Origin of the sequence: Erythrobacter sp., assembly GCF_030066995.1 — a bacterium.
In the GTDB taxonomy this organism is placed as follows: Bacteria; Pseudomonadota; Alphaproteobacteria; order Sphingomonadales; family Sphingomonadaceae; genus Erythrobacter.
The window spans coordinates 25,317-43,842 of sequence record NZ_JASJAP010000004.1 but is presented as its reverse complement, the minus strand read 5'-3'; the positions used below and the strand labels follow the sequence as shown (position 1 = coordinate 43,842).

Annotated in this window: 13 protein-coding genes and 1 tRNA gene; 6 read left to right on the top strand and 8 right to left on the bottom strand. The window is 62.8% G+C overall.

Translation table 11 applies throughout. The features are described from left to right. Window positions 1-133: 133 nt before the first annotated feature. Both QNI87_RS10375 and QNI87_RS10370 read right to left on the bottom strand, forming a co-directional pair. Entirely contained in the window at window positions 134-2,104 is a 1,971-nt protein-coding gene (locus tag QNI87_RS10375) for an asparagine synthase-related protein (RefSeq protein WP_300596176.1), read from the bottom strand. A gap of 112 nt (window positions 2,105-2,216) precedes the next feature. Then, window positions 2,217-2,483 carry a PqqD family protein gene (locus tag QNI87_RS10370; RefSeq protein ID WP_300596174.1) on the bottom strand — a complete coding sequence of 89 codons (267 nt, stop codon included), beginning with the start codon at window positions 2,481-2,483 and terminating at the stop codon, window positions 2,217-2,219. Window positions 2,484-2,693: 210 nt separating this feature from the next. On the opposite strand from QNI87_RS10370, the gene QNI87_RS10365 reads away from it, so the two are divergent. Then, window positions 2,694-3,560, top strand: a complete 867-nt coding sequence (locus QNI87_RS10365) for a hypothetical protein (protein ID WP_300596172.1) — start codon at window positions 2,694-2,696, stop codon at window positions 3,558-3,560. 78 nt (window positions 3,561-3,638) lie between these two features. After that, window positions 3,639-5,888, top strand: coding sequence for a M3 family metallopeptidase (locus tag QNI87_RS10360; RefSeq protein ID WP_300596170.1), 2,250 nt, complete (start codon window positions 3,639-3,641; stop codon window positions 5,886-5,888). A 36-nt stretch (window positions 5,889-5,924) separates the two neighbouring features. On the opposite strand, the gene QNI87_RS10355 is transcribed toward QNI87_RS10360, so the two are convergent. From QNI87_RS10355 to sppA, 3 genes are all read right to left on the bottom strand, one after another. Further along, a complete protein-coding gene (locus QNI87_RS10355) occupies window positions 5,925-8,084 on the bottom strand; it encodes a PQQ-dependent dehydrogenase, methanol/ethanol family (RefSeq protein ID WP_300596168.1) in 2,160 nt (719 codons plus the stop codon). 127 nt (window positions 8,085-8,211) lie between these two features. Next, a tRNA-Val gene (locus tag QNI87_RS10350) sits at window positions 8,212-8,286 on the bottom strand. A gap of 136 nt (window positions 8,287-8,422) precedes the next feature. Beyond that, window positions 8,423-10,312, bottom strand: coding sequence for a signal peptide peptidase SppA (gene sppA, locus QNI87_RS10345; protein WP_300596166.1), 1,890 nt, complete (start codon window positions 10,310-10,312; stop codon window positions 8,423-8,425). A 145-nt stretch (window positions 10,313-10,457) separates the two neighbouring features. Between sppA and QNI87_RS10340 the strand changes: the two genes are divergently transcribed. Both QNI87_RS10340 and QNI87_RS10335 read left to right on the top strand, forming a co-directional pair. Further along, a complete protein-coding gene (locus QNI87_RS10340; RefSeq protein WP_300596163.1) occupies window positions 10,458-11,474 on the top strand; it encodes an aspartate carbamoyltransferase catalytic subunit in 1,017 nt (338 codons plus the stop codon). Then, complete coding sequence (locus QNI87_RS10335; protein ID WP_300596161.1) at window positions 11,471-12,706, top strand: dihydroorotase; 1,236 nt, start codon at window positions 11,471-11,473, stop codon at window positions 12,704-12,706. Before QNI87_RS10340 ends, QNI87_RS10335 begins: the two co-directional genes overlap by 4 nt. 98 nt (window positions 12,707-12,804) lie before the next feature. On the opposite strand, the gene QNI87_RS10330 is transcribed toward QNI87_RS10335, so the two are convergent. The 3 genes from QNI87_RS10330 to QNI87_RS10320 form a co-directional block, all read right to left on the bottom strand. Then, entirely contained in the window at window positions 12,805-14,199 is a 1,395-nt protein-coding gene (locus QNI87_RS10330; protein ID WP_300596159.1) for an SPOR domain-containing protein, read from the bottom strand. Between the two features lie 87 nt (window positions 14,200-14,286). Beyond that, window positions 14,287-15,045: a hypothetical protein gene (locus QNI87_RS10325; RefSeq protein WP_300596157.1), complete on the bottom strand. Its 759-nt coding sequence runs from the start codon at window positions 15,043-15,045 to the stop codon at window positions 14,287-14,289. Between the two features lie 15 nt (window positions 15,046-15,060). Then, window positions 15,061-15,780: a ParA family protein gene (locus QNI87_RS10320; protein ID WP_300596155.1), complete on the bottom strand. Its 720-nt coding sequence runs from the start codon at window positions 15,778-15,780 to the stop codon at window positions 15,061-15,063. 374 nt (window positions 15,781-16,154) lie between these two features. Here QNI87_RS10320 and QNI87_RS10315 point away from each other — a divergent pair, with 374 nt between their 5' ends. Together QNI87_RS10315 and QNI87_RS10310 are read left to right on the top strand one after the other, a co-directional pair. Continuing rightward, a complete protein-coding gene (locus tag QNI87_RS10315; protein ID WP_300596153.1) occupies window positions 16,155-17,159 on the top strand; it encodes an SPOR domain-containing protein in 1,005 nt (334 codons plus the stop codon). 66 nt (window positions 17,160-17,225) lie between these two features. Beyond that, the gene (locus QNI87_RS10310; protein ID WP_300596151.1) at window positions 17,226-18,524 is read left to right on the top strand and encodes a DUF418 domain-containing protein; all 1,299 of its coding nucleotides are present in this window, start codon (window positions 17,226-17,228) and stop codon (window positions 18,522-18,524) included. Window positions 18,525-18,526: the final 2 nt, after the last annotated feature.

Here is an 18,526-nt window from a genome sequence, read left to right as displayed (position 1 = left end):
CTATTTCCCCGAATGCAACTCGGTTTTGCAGGTGCGAACGCGGCGCGCGCTCGCATTGACCACATTCAAACCAGCCTCCTAGCCTTCTGGTAACGCTCAGATTTTAAGGTTTCATGTGCTTGGATCGCAAGCGTCAATCGTCCCCCAGCTCACCGTAATTCACGCCCGCCTGATCAATCGCGAAAGCCGACATGCTCGCCGCAATCGGTATGAGGGAAGCGTAAGCCTTCCGTTTTACGGTATCGAGTTCGCTCGCATCGGTCGGGAAGGTTTCAAGCAGGCCGCTGATCTTTGGCGCGTCGATGATCGTGTTGAGGCTCTGAAGTCCCGAGGCGATCTCAAGCTCGCGTTTGATCCGCGCCAGATCGGGCGTAAGGCGCTCAAGCCAATCGGCCGATTGCACTCCGCGCCCAAGCGTCTGATCGCGGATCATGTCGGGGACTTGTCCATCGATCAGCCTTCGCATCAGAAAGCGCGGCTTACCGTCGCGCCGGAACTGTGTGGCCGGCACGCCAAAGCGCCACTCAATAATCCGGCGGTCCATAAAGGGGTCGCGCAATTCATGGCCAAACAGCGCGGGCATGGCCGCCAACGCGTTCGCCTCGACGGGGGCGAGATAGTTCTCAAGGTAGGTCATCCAATGCTCGTCATCGCTCTTGGGAGGATGTCGACCCATCTCAAAGCCCATGCTGCGCGCGCGCGCCATGATGTTACGACCCAGCGTGGCGTCAGGTGTGGCGGCGCTTTCGCGAAGGAGCTTGCTTTCGGCGGTGTTGCCCGGGCTCTTGACCGTTCGAACGGCCTCCACCAGTCGTCGAGGCAGAACGCTCACCAGCAGGTTGCGCCACTGATCGGATGGTCGGGCGTGCCGGCTGATGTCCCGCAGCATGGCCACCAGTCGGCCCTTGCGCAGCAGCTCATACGGCGCGGCGACCCCGTTATAGGAAAGGGTTATGTTGCCGTTCTGTCCGTTGAGCATCACCCTGACGCCATCTTCGCGTGCCTTTCGTGCGCTCGCCATGACAAGCGAGACGTTAAGCCCGTTGCGAAGGAGGCTTTCGGCCGCGAGGATGTACTCGCTTAGTCCGTCGTAAAGGCTCGGACCATCCCGTCCGATCAGATTGATATCGATGTTATTGTACATCTGCGCCATCGCCCGCGCGGCCGGGGATTCGTCGTAGCACATCTGAGACCGCGCCTTCGCCGTAAAGCCATCGACCGGCACCCATGTATAGGTCGAAAGCCGCTCGTTTGTCTCGGCAAGGCGCTGCGCCGCGTGCGCGGCTACGAAAGAGGAATCCATACCGCCGCTAAGGTGCGATCCAATGGGACCAGGGGAGCGCAGACAAGCGCTCATCGCGGTGTCGAATAACTCGCGGGCCTCTTCCAGATAATCCTCGTCGCGAGCGTGGCGGAACGGTGCGATGTTATCCCTGAGCGAATAGTAACGCGTGTGCGCAATCCGGTCGCGCGACACGGTCGTTATCGTCGCGGGCGCGACCAGACTGACCTCGCGGTAATAGCTTCGGGTCAGGTCCGCGTCGTACTGGGTGAGCGCATCTGTCAGTCGCTTTGTGTCCAACTCGCGCGAAATGTCGCCAAGCGCGTGCAGCCCCTTGGGCATGGAGGCCACCGCAAGCCGTCTGTCGGTCACGTTGTAATACAGCGGTCGGCGCCCGAAGGGATCGCGCACAAGGTTCACGGCGCGCGCATCGCGGTCCCAGATGATCGCGGCGAACTCGCCGATCCAGCGGGTCAGGCCATCAGCGCCCCATTTCTGCCAGGCTTCAAGCGCCAAGGCCGCGTCGCTCATCCGTGCGAGGGTAGCAGGACTTATTATGAGCGCTTCGGCCAGGTCGGCGCGGTTGTCGATCCTTCCGTCCAACAGGAAAGTGTAGCGCCCGGTCGGCGAAACAAGCGGTTGCGCGGCGAGCCGTGCCTCGGGCGTATTCGTGAAATGCGTGTAGGCGAACCCGATTTCCCCCTCGGGCCTCACCACACGTTTCTCGGGGCCATACATGGCGAGCGAGCGCGACATGCGCTCCAGACTCTCGCGCTCGACGGGACGCGCATCGCGGTGAAATACGGCGCCAATCCCGCTCATTTATGCGCAACCCAAAAGCGTGATGCGCCGCCCGATGCGAGCCGACACGAAACACCTGGCCAGTCAGACATTGCCTGCAATAGGCCCTCGCAGCGATCCCGGTCGTCCACGCCTATTCTGTAAGCGTCAGCACTTGCTTGTCTTCGAGGGCATGGAGTGCGTTTCTCACGTCGCTTTGCAGAACATCATTCGAAACATCGTATTCGGCCATCAGCGAAGCAATCAGATCGTTGAAAGAGATCGGTTGCTCGATCCGTTGCCAAATGGCCGTAGCGGTCTCGTCAAAGGTTACGTAGCGGCCCGTTTCAACAACGAGCAGCGCGGTGTTCCCATCTGGAAGTGCGCTGGCCAATACGCGCGGATTTCGCTTCACCAACACGGTTCTTGTCCCTTAAGACCCTCTTTGCCGGGGCGTAGGGCACTCCATTCGGATTCGCAACTCGCTCCCTTCGCGCGGTTCGGTATTCGTCGAGTGTCAGGTTTAAGTTCCAGCATGCACCTTTTCCGCGCTTTTGGACGCGTTGTCGGGTCTGAGCTCGCGCTTCCGGAATTCGAAACCGTTTGCAAGGAGGCTGGAAGCGAGTCGATCGTGCCCGATCTGACCATCCGGCGCCGTTCGCTGCCTCCCGTGCCTCGCGAAGAGCGCAACGCCGGATTCTTTCGCGTTCGAGACGGCGTGGTCGACCTCGACATTGAAGGCATCGTTCGCATTCGAGTGGCGAGCGAGGAGCTGATCGAGGTCGATGTCCTTGATGCGAAGCGTGAGCGCGAGGCTCGCCTTTATCTCACTGGGTCCGGCTTTGGCGCATGGACGTACTTGTGTGGACGTTTTCCGTTCCACTGTGGGCTTGTGACGAGGAATGGGCTCGGCTTTGCCCTGACTGGTCCGAGCGGTGCGGGGAAGTCTACGCTCACTGCGGCCCTGGTCGAACGCGGCTTCGGCTTCATGAGCGATGATGTGGTTGTGTTTGATCCGGGGGGCGCTAGCGAGCGGATCAGAAGCGTGAGCGTAACCCCTTCTTTTCCGCGCATGAAACTGTGGCAGGACGCGGCCGATCACCTCGCCATTCGGACCTCTCCGCTCGCCCGACTGCATCAGGACATGGACAAGTTTCACGTCCCCTTCGAACCGGACAGGGTTGTGCACGAAGCCACACTTGCAGGGGTGTTTCGCTTGAGATTCGACGATGAGCGCGAAGGCGTAGACTGTCGCCCTCTCGCGTCTCCCGAGGCCTTGCGCGAATTGCGCAGCAACCTTTATCGTCAGGAACTCGTGCCGGCTCTCGGACTTGAAGAAGCGGCCTTTCGCATGATCTTGAATGTCTTGCAGACGGTGCCCGTCTTCGACCTTTCGCGCCCTCGCGATTTTTCGTGTTTCGATGCAACGCTCGACGCCGTCGTGGCGCAGGTCGCGGCGCACGAAGGCTCGACATCCGCGACCACCTCAGAGGCCTGATCGGCGTTAATCGAGCGATCTGGTGTGGTCACCGGATCGCGCGTTGACCTTCGGCGCCAAGTCGGCAAAAGCGCGCGCATGACTATCAAGACAAGGACCAGCCGGTCGCTCGCCCCAGCTCTCTTCACCGTTTCCGCATTCGCCCTCGTTGCAGGTTGGACTGCACACGCCAGAGCGGAACAGATCCCTTCCAACGCGACAACGCACGTTGACAAGACGTCCACTCAAAACGGGAGTGGGTACTTCGCTGCGGAAAGCGCGCTCCCTTTCAAGGCACCCGACTTTTCCAAGATCACCGAAGACGACTTCATGCCAGCCTTCGAGCAAGGCATGGCGGTCCAGAAGGCCGAGATTCAGGCGATCGTAGATAACCCGGACGCCGCAACGTTCGAAAACACAATCGTGGCCTATGAAAGCTCGGGCCGGATGCTGAGCCGGGTGTCGCGTGTTTTTGGCCAGTTGACCAGCGCCAACACCACCGAACGGCTCGACGAGATCAATCGTGAGATCAGCCCCAAGCGCTCCGCGCATTACTCGTCCATCACGCTCAACCCGGGACTTTTCGCGCGCGTAAAGGCCGTCTACGAGCAGCGAGAGACGCTTTCGCTCGACCCCGAAAGCGCAAAGCTGCTCGAGAAGACCTACGAGGATATGGTCAAAGCCGGCGCTGAGCTTTCGGCTGAAGAGCGAGAGCGGGTAAAGACGATCAACACCGAGCTTTCAACGCTGACCACCGAGTTCAGCCAGATGGTGCGCAACGCGACGAACGCGCAGCCGCTTCTGGTCGATACTGCCGAGGAGCTTGCCGGTCTTTCGCAAACGCAGATCGACGCCGCAGCGGCGCTTGCGACGGAGATGGGCATGGAGGGAAAGTACGCGATTGCCCTTCAGAATACTACGCAACAGCCGCTTTTGCCCGAGCTTGAGAACCGCGCCGTGCGTGAGACATTCTTCAAGCTGAGCTATCAGCGAGCGGACGGCACCGATCCGGAATACGACACTCGAATGCTGGTCGCGAAGATTGCGGCTTTGCGCGCGGAGAAGGCTTCGCTGTTCGGTAAGCCCAACTGGGCAAGCTACATCATGCAGGGCAACATGGCCGACACTCCGGAGCTGGCTCTGGAGTTCATGGAACAGATGGTCCCGGCGCTTGCGCAGACGCAGCGGCGCGAGGCGGCGGTCCTGAACGAGGCGATTGCAGAGAGTGGCGAAGACTTCACCGTCCAGCCTTGGGATTGGTATCGATACGCCAACAAGGTCCGCGAGGAGCGCTACAATTTCAGCGAAGCCGAAGTCACCGAATATCTCGAGTTAGAGCGCGTTCTTGAGGACGGTGTCTTCTACATGGCCAATCAGATGTATGGCCTTACTTTCGAGCGTCGCGACGACATCCCGACCTACCACCCTGACGTTTGGGTCTACACCATCTTCGACGCCGACGGCTCAGAGCTTGCGCTGTTTTACTTCGACCCGTTCCAGCGTCCCTCCAAGCGTGGCGGCGCGTGGATGAGCAGTTTTGTGCCGCAAAACTACCTCAACGATGAAAAACCGGTGATCCTCAACACGCTCAACGTGCCAAAGGCGGCTGAGGGTGAGACCCAGTTCATCAGTTGGGACTGGGTGCAAACCGCCTTCCACGAATTCGGCCATGGCCTTCATGGAATGTTTGCCGAACAGAAGTACCCGAGCTTGTCTGGCACTGCGACACCGCGCGATTTTGTCGAGTACCCCGCGCAGGTGCACGAGATGTGGCAAAAGCAGCCCGCTGTGCTGCAGAACTACGCTAAGCACTACGAGACCGGCGAAACGATGCCGCTCGAACTCCTCGATCGGATCGAAGCGGCCTTCCAGTTCAATCAGGGGTATGACTTTGGCGAAGTGATGGAAGCGGCGTTGCTCGACATGAAATGGCACTCGCTCTCAGCTGAGGAGGCCGCCGCCATCGATACGCCGGAAAAGGTCACGGCTTTCGAGACCCAGGCGCTGTCAGAACTGGGCCTTGAGGTTGAGAACGTCCCGCCGCGCTATCGCAGCACCTACTTCAACCACATCTTCTCGAGCCCCACAGGCTATTCCTCAGGCTATTACAGCTATTTGTGGACGCAGATGCTCGACCATGACAGCCGGAACTACATTCTGGAGAATGGCGGCCTGACGCGCGCCAATGGTAAGCGCCTGCGCGAAAAGGTGCTCAGCCGCGGGGGAACCATGGATTACGACGTGGTCTACCGCAGTTACGCTGAGCGCGACCCGGACGTGAAGTACATGCTGGCCTCGCTCGGACTTCTCAAAAGCGAAGAGGGCGAAGCGAGCGCTTCGGCCGAGTAGGGCACACGCGCCGCGCCAAACTCTCTCGACAGCCCTTCAAGGGGCTGTCGAGAGGGCGACGGCCTTGCCCGCTTCCAGAACCTTGTCCTCATTGGCCCGCTGGATGACGTAGGCCCGGATGGCCTGCACCTCTTCCTCGGTCAGCGATGGCGCAAAGCTGACCATGCCGTTGTCCTTGAGGATACCGTCATACACCACGGCCTTCCACGACTGCGCGTTCCCCAATGTGCCCGAGCGGCGCAGGTCGGGAAGCTCGGTTGAGCCCACTGCCGCTGGCGCGTGACACACGGCGCAGTAACGGGCGTACTTTTCCTTGCCCAAGGCGATCGTCTCGGCGCTCGCGCGGCTCGGTGGCGGGTCGAGCGGAAGGCTGACAAGTTCTCGCTCGGGGGGCAACTGCGCCTCGCCGCCCAGCTTGAAGACCAGCAACCGCGACACGTTGCGCACCGGTCCCTGATGGTTGATCAGATGGCCATCGGCGGTGATCGCGTAAGCGCCGCCCCATCCTGCCAGAACCGCAATGTACTGCTCGCCTTCGACCGAATACGTCATCGGCGGGGCAACCACGCCGGTTTGCGCGGCAAAGCTCCAGACCTTCTCGCCCGTGCCTGCGTTATAAGCCGCGAACTCGCTGGACGAATTGCCCTGGAAGATGAGGCCGCCAGCGGTTGCGAGAATGCCTCCATTCCAAGGGCCGGGGTGCTCAACCACCCAGCGTGGCTCCTGCGCGACCGGATCCCACGCCATCAGCTTGCCCTTCACGGTTCCATAGACTTCGCGCCGGATGCCAAGATCGGGTGGAAGATCCCCCGCCCCCAGATCAAAGCCGACGTTGAACCCGCGCGCACGGTCGGGCTTCCAGTCTGCTTCGGGCGCGTACACTGTCGCCGCTTCGAAGGCTGGAATGTAGACGAGCCCTTCTCCAGGGTGGAACGCCATCGGGTGCCAGTTGTGACCGCCCAGCGGCCCCGGCATGACGAGAGCGGGCTTGCCCGTAACATCGACGCGTGTCTCCTCGTTGAAGATCGGGCGCCCGTTCTCATCGATGCCCTTGGCCCAGTTTTGCGGGATATACTCCCGGGCTGAAATAAACTCTCCGGTCTCCCGGTCGAGGACGTAGAAGAACCCGTTCTTGGGCGCCTGCATCAGGACTTTGCGCTGGGTTCCCTCGATCTCCAAATCGGCCAGAATGATGTGCTGCGTCGCGGTGTAGTCCCAAGTCTCGCCGGGCGTGGTCTGGTAGTGCCAGACATATTCGCCGGTGTCCGGCCGCACCGCGACTATGGAGGAAAGGTAGAGGTTATCGCCTTCACCGGTCCCGTCTTCGCCCGGCGAACGATAGGCGCGGTTCCAGGGGCTGCCATTGCCCACGCCAAAATAGAGCAGGTCGAGGTCGGGATCGTACGCCATGGAATCCCACACCGTGCCGCCCCCGCCGATGGCGTCGGAGCTGGCAAGGGCTTCCATGTTCCAGGTCTCGGCGGCGGCCTTGAGGTGCTGCGGAGCCTCGTCGCCTTCGGTGCCATCTGGCACGGTGTAGAAGCGCCACAGCTCCTTGCCATCCTGTGCGTCGTAAGCCGCGATGTACCCGCGCACGCCAAACTCAGCGCCGCCATTGCCGATGATGACCTTGCCATCGATGACGCGCGGCGCGCCTGTGATCGAATAGGCCCTATCCTGATCGACGGTGACGACCTCCCACTCCACCGCGCCGGTCTCGCGATCGAGCTTCACCAGTCGCCCGTCGAGCGTGCCCAAGAACAGCGCGTCTCCCCAGGCCGCGACACCCCGATTGACGACGTCGCAGCACACCTTGACGCCCGTTTCGCCCGGAACTTGCGGGTCGTACTCCCACAGCGGCTGCCCGGTGGCCGCGTCATAGGCTTTGACCTTGCTCCAGGCGGTCGTGACGTAGAGCTTGCCGTCAATAACCAGCGGGGTCGCCTCCTGTCCGCGCGCTGTGTCCATATCGGCAAACCAGGCGAGGCCCAGATCGCCGACCGTCTCGGCGTTGATAGATCGAAGCGGAGAGAAGCGCTGTTCGGAATAGGTGCGACCGTGGGTGATCCAGTTGGCCTCGTCGGCGTCTGCCGAAACAAGGGCGTCGGTGGCTACGCCCTGCTGCGCGCAGGCGGCCATCCCAAGCGCGCTTAGCGCCAAGAGCGTCCCAGCCCAAATCCGCGTTCCGATCGTCATGGCTGTCTATCTCCCTGCCTGACTTGCTTCTGAGGTTTGGAGATAAGCGCGCCCAAGGGGGCTTGTCCATTCTCTCCCCATAAGATCATCGTGACCGCTCGAAGGGTCAAACAGCGGATGCAGAGGATGGTGGGCGCGGCAAGGATTGAACTTGCGACCCCACCCGTGTGAAGGGTGTGCTCTACCACTGAGCTACGCGCCCGTCCGATGAAAGCGGCGTTGTCGGCTGCATGGACAGGGGCGCGCGTCTACTGCGCAGCGGCGCTTCTTGCAAGCCCTGTTCGTACCGATCCGAGCCAGCGCCGCGCCATCGACCGAAGGTCGACTTCGTATTCGGCCTAATCTGCCAGCAAGGCGCGCAGCGCCTTGAGCGTGGACAATTTCGCCACTGGCTCGGGGAGCGGACGTTCTATCGCCGGGCACTCAAGACAATACGCCTGAACGCCGTGGCTGCCGCCGAGGCGCTCTGCATCGGCAAGCAGACGCGCAAGCGTCCGGTTGCGGCTTTGCGCGGCGAGCGCGAACATGTCGCCCCCTTGCCTCGTCTCGCTCTTCGCCACGTTGTTGGAGAGCAGCTGACGGATGAGCGCATCGAAGCCTTCTTCTGGCTCATCAAGGAATTTCGCATGCCAACCGCCATCCTCCAGCCCGGCTTGCCCGGCGACCCAAGCCAGCGCATCCTCCAGGCCGCCAAACTGATCAACCAGTTTGATCTGGCGCGCCGTGCCGCCATCCCAGACCCGGCCCTGAGCGATGCGGTCGACCTCATCACCCGGGATGCTGCGCGCTTGCGAAACGCGTTCGATAAAATCGGCGTAGGTGTCATTGATCGAGGCTTGGAAGATCCCTTCAACCTCGGGTGTCAGGCCATCGATAATGTCGGGCTGGCCCGAGAGCGGCGTCGTTCGGATCGCATCCGCGTTCACGCCGAGTTCGCTTGCTGTCCCTTCAAAGGTAGGGAGGATCGCGAAGACACCGATCGAGCCCGTTATCGTCTCGGGCTGGGCAAAGATGTGATCTCCGGCTGTTGCGACCCAGTAGCCACCGCTCGCCGCGACGTTGGCAAAAGAGACGGCCACCGGCAGGTCTTTTTCGCGGTAGCGGTCGATCGCGCGGCGGATTTCCTCGGACGCGATCACGGACCCTCCGGGCGAATCCACCCGCACGACAAGGCCCGCGACATCGCTATTGAGCGCCTTGTCGAGAATGCGAGCGATACGGTCGCCGCCCGCGGTGCCAGGGCCAGCGTTGCCATCGACAATCCCTCCCGCAACCGTCACCACCGCAATGGCTTTGCCTTGGGTGCTGGACGGGTGGTCGGCAAGGAACGCAGAGAGCGACGTGCTGGCGTAGCTGCCGGGTTTCTCGTCCCACTCATCCGCGCCCGCCAACTCCGCGACGCGTTCGCCGAATTCGACCCGGTTTCCGAGTGTGTCGACAAGGCCGGCGGCGAGCGACGCTTTGGCAAGATCGCCATCATTGGCCTCGATCCATTCGAGCGGATTTTGCGTCACCCCATCAAGATCGAGATCGGGGCGGCCTTTCGCCACGTTGGCCTTCCACTCCTCCCACAGCGCGCCATAAAGGCCTTCGATGTTTTCTCGGGCCTGAGGCGACATGGCATTGAGGACATAGGGTTCGACGGCGGCCTTGAATTCGCCCACGCGGTAGACGCGCGCGTTCACGTTTAGCTTTTTCAGCAGCTCGGCGTAGAACAGGAAGCTGCCGCCGGGCCCGCGGATGGTGGCTCCGCCAAGTGGATCGAGCCAAACCTCGCTGGCGTGACTGGCTAGGTGCATATGGTCATCGCCATAGCCCAGCGCGTAGGTGAGAACGGGCTTGTCGGCCTTGCGCACCCGGTCCATCGCCTCCGCGATCTCCTGCATGTGCACCTGTCCGCCGCCCACGAAGGTTGTAAGGTCCATGACGACGGCCTTTATCCGGTCATCGCCGACGGCGGCGTCAAGCGCGCGGACGACATCTCTTGCTTGATGCTGGGTCGGCGGCGCGGACCGGCTCAAGAGTGCACCCCATGGATCGATCGGCGCCCGCTCTTCGACGACGAAGCCGGTGAGATCGATATAGAGCGCGCCCTCCCGCACCTTGGCGGGGCTCGGCGAAGCGGAAAGCGCTGCAAAAAGGGTTACGAAAAACAGCAGCATGAAGAGCAGGACCAGGCCATCCTTCACTCCCACCAGAACCTTCCAGAACTTGCCGACGAAACCCATGAAATACCTGTCCTTCTTGCTATGCAGCGCCGTGCGTTGACCGCGCGTTGGTCTGACATAGGAAGCGCGGCGGGCAAACGCCATGGGAAACCTTGCAGACGGCGGGTTGAGCGTGTCTGCTGGCTCGACTAGAGGCTCAGGCTTAATGACATCGACGACACCCTTGATCGAGCCCGGTCGCTTTCCCGCTGGCCGCCTCGCTTTTCCGCACGCGCATCTGACCGGGATCGGTCATCTGGAGCGGCACGAAATCCTTTTTCTGCTGGCCGCCGCCGAAGAATGGGTGAAGCTCAATCGCGAAGGAGAGAAGCGCCGCGAAATCCTTGCCGGACGCACCATCATCAACGCGTTCTTCGAAAATTCCACCCGCACCCTCTTGAGTTTTGAGATCGCGGGCAAACGGCTTGGCGCGGATGTGGTCAACATGGCGGCGGCGACGTCGAGCCTCAAGAAGGGCGAGACGTTGCTCGACACCGCGATCACGTTGAGCGCGATGCGCCCCGATGCGATTGTCATACGCCACGGTTCCTCGGGCGCGCCGCAGCTGATCGCGCAAAAGGTGGATTGCCCGGTTGTGAACGCGGGGGATGGAAGCCACGAACATCCCACGCAAGGTCTGCTTGACGCTTTGGCGCTTCGCGAGGCGTTGAAACGTCGCGGCGATGCGAGTGAGGACTTTACAGGGCTTACCGTCACGATCTGCGGCGATATTCTGCACAGCCGGGTCGCCCGTTCGAACATCTTGTGCCTGCAAGCGATGGGCGCGAGCGTGCGGTTATGCGCGCCGCCCGCTTTGATGCCTGCGGGGATCGAAGCCATGGGAGTTGAGCCGTTCTACGACTTCGATGCGGCGCTCGATGGTGTCGATGTGGTGATGATGCTCCGGTTGCAGACCGAGCGCATGGCCGGCCGTTTCATCCCGTCTGCGCGCGAATACCACCACCTTTACGGCCTGACGAGAAGCCGCCTCGCAAACGCGGCCTCGCACGCGCTCGTCATGCACCCTGGACCGATGAACCGAGGGGTCGAGATCGACAGCGAAGTGGCCGACATGATCGATCGCTCGATCATCACTCAGCAGGTCGAGATGGGTGTCGCAATCCGGATGGCGTGCCTTGATGTGCTGACGCGGGAGCGACGCGGTGTGGAGGGCTGGTCATGAAACAAGTGACGCCTCTCACGATCACTGGCGGGACATTGGTGACGCCGAAGGGGCACCTCGACGGCGCAGTGCGGCTGGAAGGGGGGCTGATCGCGGCGCTTGGACCGCAGGTCCGGCCAGGCGAGGGGGATACCGTGATCGATGCGCGCGGAAAACTGGTCGCGCCGGGGCTTGTCGATCTGGGCGTGTTTGCGGTCGACAAACCGGCCTTTCATTTCGGCGGGATCACACGCGCCGCGCTGATGCCCGACCAGTCTCCGCCACTCGATTACCCGAGCCGGGTCAATTACATCGCCAAAAGCGGCAAGCCGGACTTGTGGGTTCACCCGCTCGCGGCCGCCACACGGTCGCTACAAGGCGAAGAACTCGCCGAGATCGCGCTGATGAAGGAAGCGGGCGCGCGCGGAGTGGCCACCGGGCGTCGCTGGATCGCCGATTCCGGGCTGATGCTGCGAATGCTTCAGTACGCGGCCATGCTTGACCTGGTTGTCGTCGCGCACCCGGAAGACGCGGGGCTTGCAGGCGAGGCGGCGGCGAGCGCGGGGGAGATCGCAACGCGGCTCGGCTTGCCAAGCGCTCCGGCAGAGGCGGAGACACTCGCGCTGGCCCGCGACATTGCGCTTGCCGAGATGAGCGGCGCGAGAGTGCATTTCCGGCAGGTGACGACTTCGGCGGGATTCGATCTAGTGCGCGCGGCCAAAAAGCGCGGGGTGAACGTCACCTGCGGGATAACGCCGGCGCATTTCATGCTGAGCGATCTCGCGACCGCCGATTTTCGAACTTTCGCCCGCGTCTCGCCGCCTTTACGCAGCGAAGCCGACCGACAGGCGGCGCGTGACGCCATCGGCGAGGGCGTTGTCGATGTGATTGCGAGCGGGCACGACCCGCGCGGACCCGAGGACAAGCGTTTGCCTTTCGCCGATGCAGAGCCGGGCGTAGCGGGCGCTGAAACGCTGCTGGCGATGACGCTCAACCTTGTGCGTGACGGGGTGATCGACAGCGCGCGCGCCTTCGAGCACCTGGCCACCAATCCTGCGCGCCTGTTGGGTGTTTCGGCGGGCGCGCTTGTTGAAGGCTTCGAGGCGGATATCGCGTTGGTCGATCCGGACGCGCCCTGGGTCGTCGACCGCACCAAGATGGCGGCGACCGCGGATAACACCCCCTTCGATGGTCAGGGCGCTCAGGGCCGTGTGCGCGCCCTGATCAAAGGCGGTGTCGTCATCGAACGCTAGTCCCGGTTGTCCCAAACAGAACGGGCCGCCTAAGAGGCGGCCCGAACTTTGGACTAACTCAAACGCTTGGTGGGACCGCGCGGTGCGGCCCTACCAATTCAGCGCGCGGCAGCGATACGGGTGCCTTTTCCAACGGCGCCTTTGGGCGGGTTGGTCTTGGCGTAGGCGAAGCAGCCGCGCCCCGCCGCCTTGACGGTCGAGCACATCTGCGCCGCGCCTTGCTGACCAAAGCCGGCAGCGGCGACACGGTAGTAGACCTTGCCCTTCACCTCAGCTTTCGTGATCACGACATCGTGCGCGGCAAGTTGCGGGAACTTGGCTTTGAGACTGGTCCAGCCGCGTTTCGCTTCGACTTCGCTGACATAGCTGCCAAGCTGCACCATGTGACTGTCGCCTTTTGGCGCCTTCTTCGCGACGCTCTTCTTTGCCGGAGCCGGCGTCGGAGCCTTTGCCTTGGGAGCCGCCGCGATCGTTGTGGAAGCGGGGGCCGCAGGCAGTGTCTGCGTAACGGGGCGCGAGACGAATGACGGACCAGCCGGGACGGCCGGTTTGGCCGCTACACGCGGCGCTGGCGAGGGTTTGGCGACCGGTTTCGCCACTGGCTTGGGCGTTACGGCCGCTGTCTCGGTCTTAGTCTCGGTCGGCTTGGCCGGAACCGATACCGTCCCCGGCGCTGCAGCCACTTGCGCGGGCGCTGCGTCAACCGGCGAGGCGGTTTTCGCATCAGCGAGCATTTCGTCTGCGGTCGGGAAGTTGGCCAGTGCGAGTTGCGCGGGCCGACCGCTGTCGCTGATCGGCGCGACGCCCAGCAGTTCGGAAACGCGGACCATGTGATCTTCGGGACGCGCTTTGGAAGCCCAGTCCGAAAGGCGCGCATCAAGCCTGTCAGCCGGTACATCTTCAGCCGCCATCACGCGGGCCGCCCGCCAGTTGCCGGCAAGCGCATAGGTGTACGCCAGATTCTGGCGAACCTTTGCGGAGCTCTGGCCAGCCCGCAGCGCGTTGGTCAAGACGAACACGCCGCGCTCCGGATCACCGGCAAGCGCCAGAGCGAGGCCAGCGTCAGCCGGGCTGATCGAGCCTTGGGCCGCGGTCAGCGCGGCCAGCGCATCCTTGCCCTCGCCGATGGCGGTCTTCGAAAGCGCGAAGCTCAATACGGTGCGCGGATCCTTGTCACCCAGTTCAATCGCTTCACCAAAGCTCGTCGCGGCCGACTTGTAGCGGCCCGCATCAAGATAGGCCGCGCCCAGCAGCGCGCGGTAGCCCGCGTCGCGGGGCTCAGCGAGGACAGCCGCTTCGGCGTAATCGATTGCCTTGACGTACTGGCCTTTCTCAAGCGCCTTCTGGGCCTTGTTGAACGACACTTCTGCGCGCGGAGCCGAAGCGGTCGTGCAGCCGGTCAGCGTGACCGCTGCCACGGCCGCGGTGGCGAGAAGGGCCAGCTTGGGTCCGAAGTGCGGACCGCTTTGGCGGTTCTTGGTGATGCGATCCATGTCGTTTCCCCTAGATGTTAAAGTGCGTGAGGTTCGAGATTGCGATGACAAAACGGAGTAAATCGCGTGGGCGAATGGCTAGGCTGGTCACTCGCGTTTCATGCGCTCTGCGAGGGTGTCGAGATCTTCGATCCCGTCGAGCAGCGCGTCGAGAGCTTCGGTAACAAGCGACTGCGCGCTCACGCCGTTCATGGTCGCGGCAAGACGCAGTTTCAGGTGGCGATCGGTGTCGAGGCGCAGGGTGAAGGCAGCGCGGCGCGCGCTCTTGGCCCCTTCCTTTTCCTTTCCTTTGCGAGGTTTGCTTGTCTTGGTTCGAAGCAACGCGCTCTTGGGGTCTGCCAAACGCGCGATCTCTCGCCCATCTGCCTCAGATTCGCTCAGGATGCGGCGCGCAAGACGCCTTTGCTGGTTGCGAACCACGGGGCTGGCGACTTCGAACGAATCCTCGTTCGCCGGTGTGCGGCTGGAAGCATGCCCGCCAAACGGCACGATCTCCGCGCTGCTTACCGGATCGATGATGGGATGCGGCCCGGAGCCGAAATGCGCCTCTTCCTCGTCGTACGCGTCCTCGTCGTCTTGTGTGGCCGAACGCTCGACCGAAACTGCGTTGGCCTCGCTCGACGTTGCTTGGCGCGACGGCGATTGGCGCGACTGGGTCGCATCGATCTCGACATCGGTACCCATGTCGTTCCAGCCCAGGTCCTCGAGCTGCTCTTCCGCCAGCGCCGCCATCTCCGATAGATCGCCGGGCAGCGGCGTCAATTGCGGGCGCATGGCCGGTTTCGCGCCGCCTTTGCGAGCGAGTAACGTCGGGCCAAGTGAGGCAAAACTGGCTTCGGACATCATAGTCGCGGCGCCCGTTTACTGAGCCACTCGGCGGCCGAAACCGCCTCCGGGGCGCTGCGCGCCACCGGCGTTGGCCGCCTGGCCATTGGGCGCGGCAAAGACGGTGCGGCGGAAATTCTTTTCAAGGCGATCGGAGATATATTTCCAGAGCGCGGTGATCTCTGCGGCCGAACGGCTTTCCGGATCGACCTCCATTACGGTGCGACCATCGATCATCGAAGCGGCGAAGTCTGTGCGATGGTGCAGGGTAATCGGGGCCACCGTGCCATGCTGCGAAAGCGCAACCGCGGCTTCAGAGGTGATCTTCGCCTTGGGTGTCGCCGCGTTCACGACGAAGACCAGCGGCTTGCCGGCGCGCTCGCACAGGTCGACGGTCGCGCCCACGGCGCGAAGGTCGTGCGGGCTCGGGCGGGTCGGGACGACGATGAGTTCGGCGACGCTGATCACCGATTGGATCGCCATTGTAATGGCGGGCGGCGTATCGATGACCGCCAGCTTGAAGCCCTGTTGGCGCAAAACCTGGAGGTCATTGGCCAGACGTGAGACGGTGGTCTGCGCAAAGGCGGGATACTCCTCCTCGCGCTCGTTCCACCAATCCGCCAGCGATCCCTGGGGGTCGATATCAATTAAAACGACCGGGCCAGCGCCAGCGCGCTGTGCCTGGACAGCAAGGTGTCCGGACAGGGTCGTTTTCCCCGATCCGCCTTTTTGCGATGCCAAAGCGAGTACACGCAAAGCCTTCGTCCCCCTGGGTTAGTCCAACTTGCGCCGCGTGGATGCGGCTGGATGAGGAGGGGATCGCAGACTACCCCTAATTTTGGGTTAATGTTGAACCCGTGTCGGGCTGGAAAAGTCCGCGAGGTTAAGACGATGCGCCAGTAACCTTAGGCGGGCCAGCGGCGGCGTTATGAAATGGGATTTCGTAAAGGTGCCCACAGCAGCCGCCCGTTAAATGGTCGCGCCGTGCGTTGCTCCGCTCGCTGGGTACGAGTTGCTAACCGCATGTTTACCATAATCGGCTTTACTGCCCGCATTCGGTCGCCCGCGCTGCGTTCGCGCCGGGGTGGAGCAGAGATCGATTGCAGTGAAGAACAAGGAACCGGATCGTCATGGCTTACCGTTCACAAACGGCATTGATCGCCGCGCTTTTCGCCATTTCCGCCGCTCCGCTGAGCGCCGATGTAAAACGCGGCGTGGACGCGTGGACGCAGGGTGACTTCGCGGCGGCGGTCAGCGAATGGCAACTCTCCGCCCAATCGGGAGACGCCGATGCTCTGTTCAATCTGGCCCAGGCCTATCGGCTCGGTCGCGGCGTGCCGGCGGATATCGACCGCGCTCGCGAACTGTACGCCGAGGCCGCGCAAAAGGGCCACGTCAAGGCCGCCGACAATTATGGCCTCTTGCTGTTTCAGCAGGGCCAGGCAGAGCGGGCCATGCCGCTTATCCGGGCCGCCTCGGAACGCGGCGACCCGCGCGCGCAATACGTGATGGGTCTTGCGCATTTCAACGCCGACTACGCCGAGAAGGACTGGGTGAAGGCCTACGCGCTCCTCTCGCTTGCGCAAGGAGCGGGCCTCCCGCAAGCAACCGGCGCGCTGGAGCAGATGGACGCCTACATCCCGATGAAACAGCGCCAGATGGCGCAGGTGATGGCGCGCGAGATCGAGGCGGAAGGGGGTCGCCGCCGCGCCGCGCAGCTTGCCGCGCTCGACCTGCAGCAGCGCGGCATGGCGCCCGCCGCTCTCGCGCAGCCTGTGACGCCGCCATCGCCGCAACCGGCACCAGTTCCTCAGCCCGCGCCTGCCAAAACCCTTGCGAAAACCCTTGCCAAAGCGCCAGCGGCGCCTCCTGCCGTCTCAGCCACCCCGGTCGCCAGGAGTGGCGGCTGGGCGGTGCAGCTGGGCGCGTTCGGCGTGGCTGGCAACGCAGACAGGCTGTGGAACAAGCTTTCGGGCAATCCAGCGCTCAGCGGCACGCGCAAGGCGCTGGTGGGCACTGGCAAAGTCAAGCGTCTGCGTGCGGTGGGCTACAGCAGTCGGGCGGATGCGTCGCGCGCGTGCGCCGAGCTGAAACGCCAGGGGCAGGATTGCCTGGTCAAGGCGCCCAGCGCGTAAGCGTAGACATAACCGCTTTCCCTCGGGAGCAGGCCTGCTAGGGTCTTGCGCCAGGGGGATTGTTCGATGATTGCAACCGTTGCTGCGGGTGAGGCTGATCCGGCCTCGCTCAACAGCGTCCCAGACGCAGCGCCCGTCAAAGCGCAAGACCGCATCGCCAGCCTCGACTTCATTCGAGGAATAGCCGTGATGGGCATCCTGGCGGCCAACATTATCGCCTTCGGCCAGCCGCCCAGCGCCTATATCTGGCCGGACGCCTTTCTGATCGAGCCGGCCGATCCGGGTGGGTGGCAGTGGATCGCGCAGTTTGTCCTGATCGATGGGAAGATGCGCGGGTTGTTCACGCTGCTGTTCGGAGCGGGGATGTACCTGTTCATGGAGCGCACCTGGGCGCGCGGTTCGACCCGCTGGTTGCAGACGTGGCGGCTGATAGTGCTGCTGGGCTTTGGCCTGCTGCATTTCTATCTGATCTGGTTTGGCGACATTCTGGCGATGTACGCGCTCATCGGCTTTCTCGCGGTTGCTTTCATGGGATTTCAGGCGGGTACACAGATCCGTATCGGCCTGTTCATATACGCGTTGGGCGTCATCTTCCTGGGCGGCGTGTTCCTGATGCAGTACCTCATCGCCGAGACGGCGGTGTTCGATGGAGCGGACTGGATTGGCGAAGCGCGATCAGAGATTGCCTCAAGCTTTGAAGAAACGCAGGCGGACGAGGCCAAGCTTGCGGCGCTGACGATGAGCGGCGACTACCCCGATCTTATCGCTGAACGCTGGGACCAGCAGTGGTTCTTTCCCTTTCTCAATCCGCTCTTCTTCTTTCAGGAAACCCTGCCCTTGATGCTTATCGGGATGGGACTTTACCGCCAGGGCTTTTTCAGCGGTGCGTTCAGCCCGGCCAAGATGAAGCTCTGGGGTTGGATCGGCGTCGTGGCCGGCGCCGCGGGCTTTCTGGCGCTGGGTCTGTTCGTCCAGTCGGTCGGCTTTTCGTATGGGGCGGGGACGGCGGCCTTTATGGGTTGGAGCATGGTGCCGCGCCTGATGATGGTCCTGGGATTGGCTGCGCTGCTGGTCGAATACTCGAAGACCGCAACCGGCTGGCTGGCTGAGCGCATTTCGGCAGCGGGGCGCGCGGCCTTTACCAACTATCTTGGCACCTCGATTGTGATGATGTTGGTGTTCCAGGGTTGGGGGCTGGGCCTGTTTGGCGAGCTCAACCGGCCCCAGCTCTACCTTGTTACCGCGCTCACGTGCGGGCTCATGCTGGCGTGGTCGAAGCCCTGGCTCGACCGCTTTCGGTACGGCCCGCTGGAGTGGCTGTGGCGCTGCCTGACTTATCGCCGGCTGTTCCCCATGGGCCGATAGCG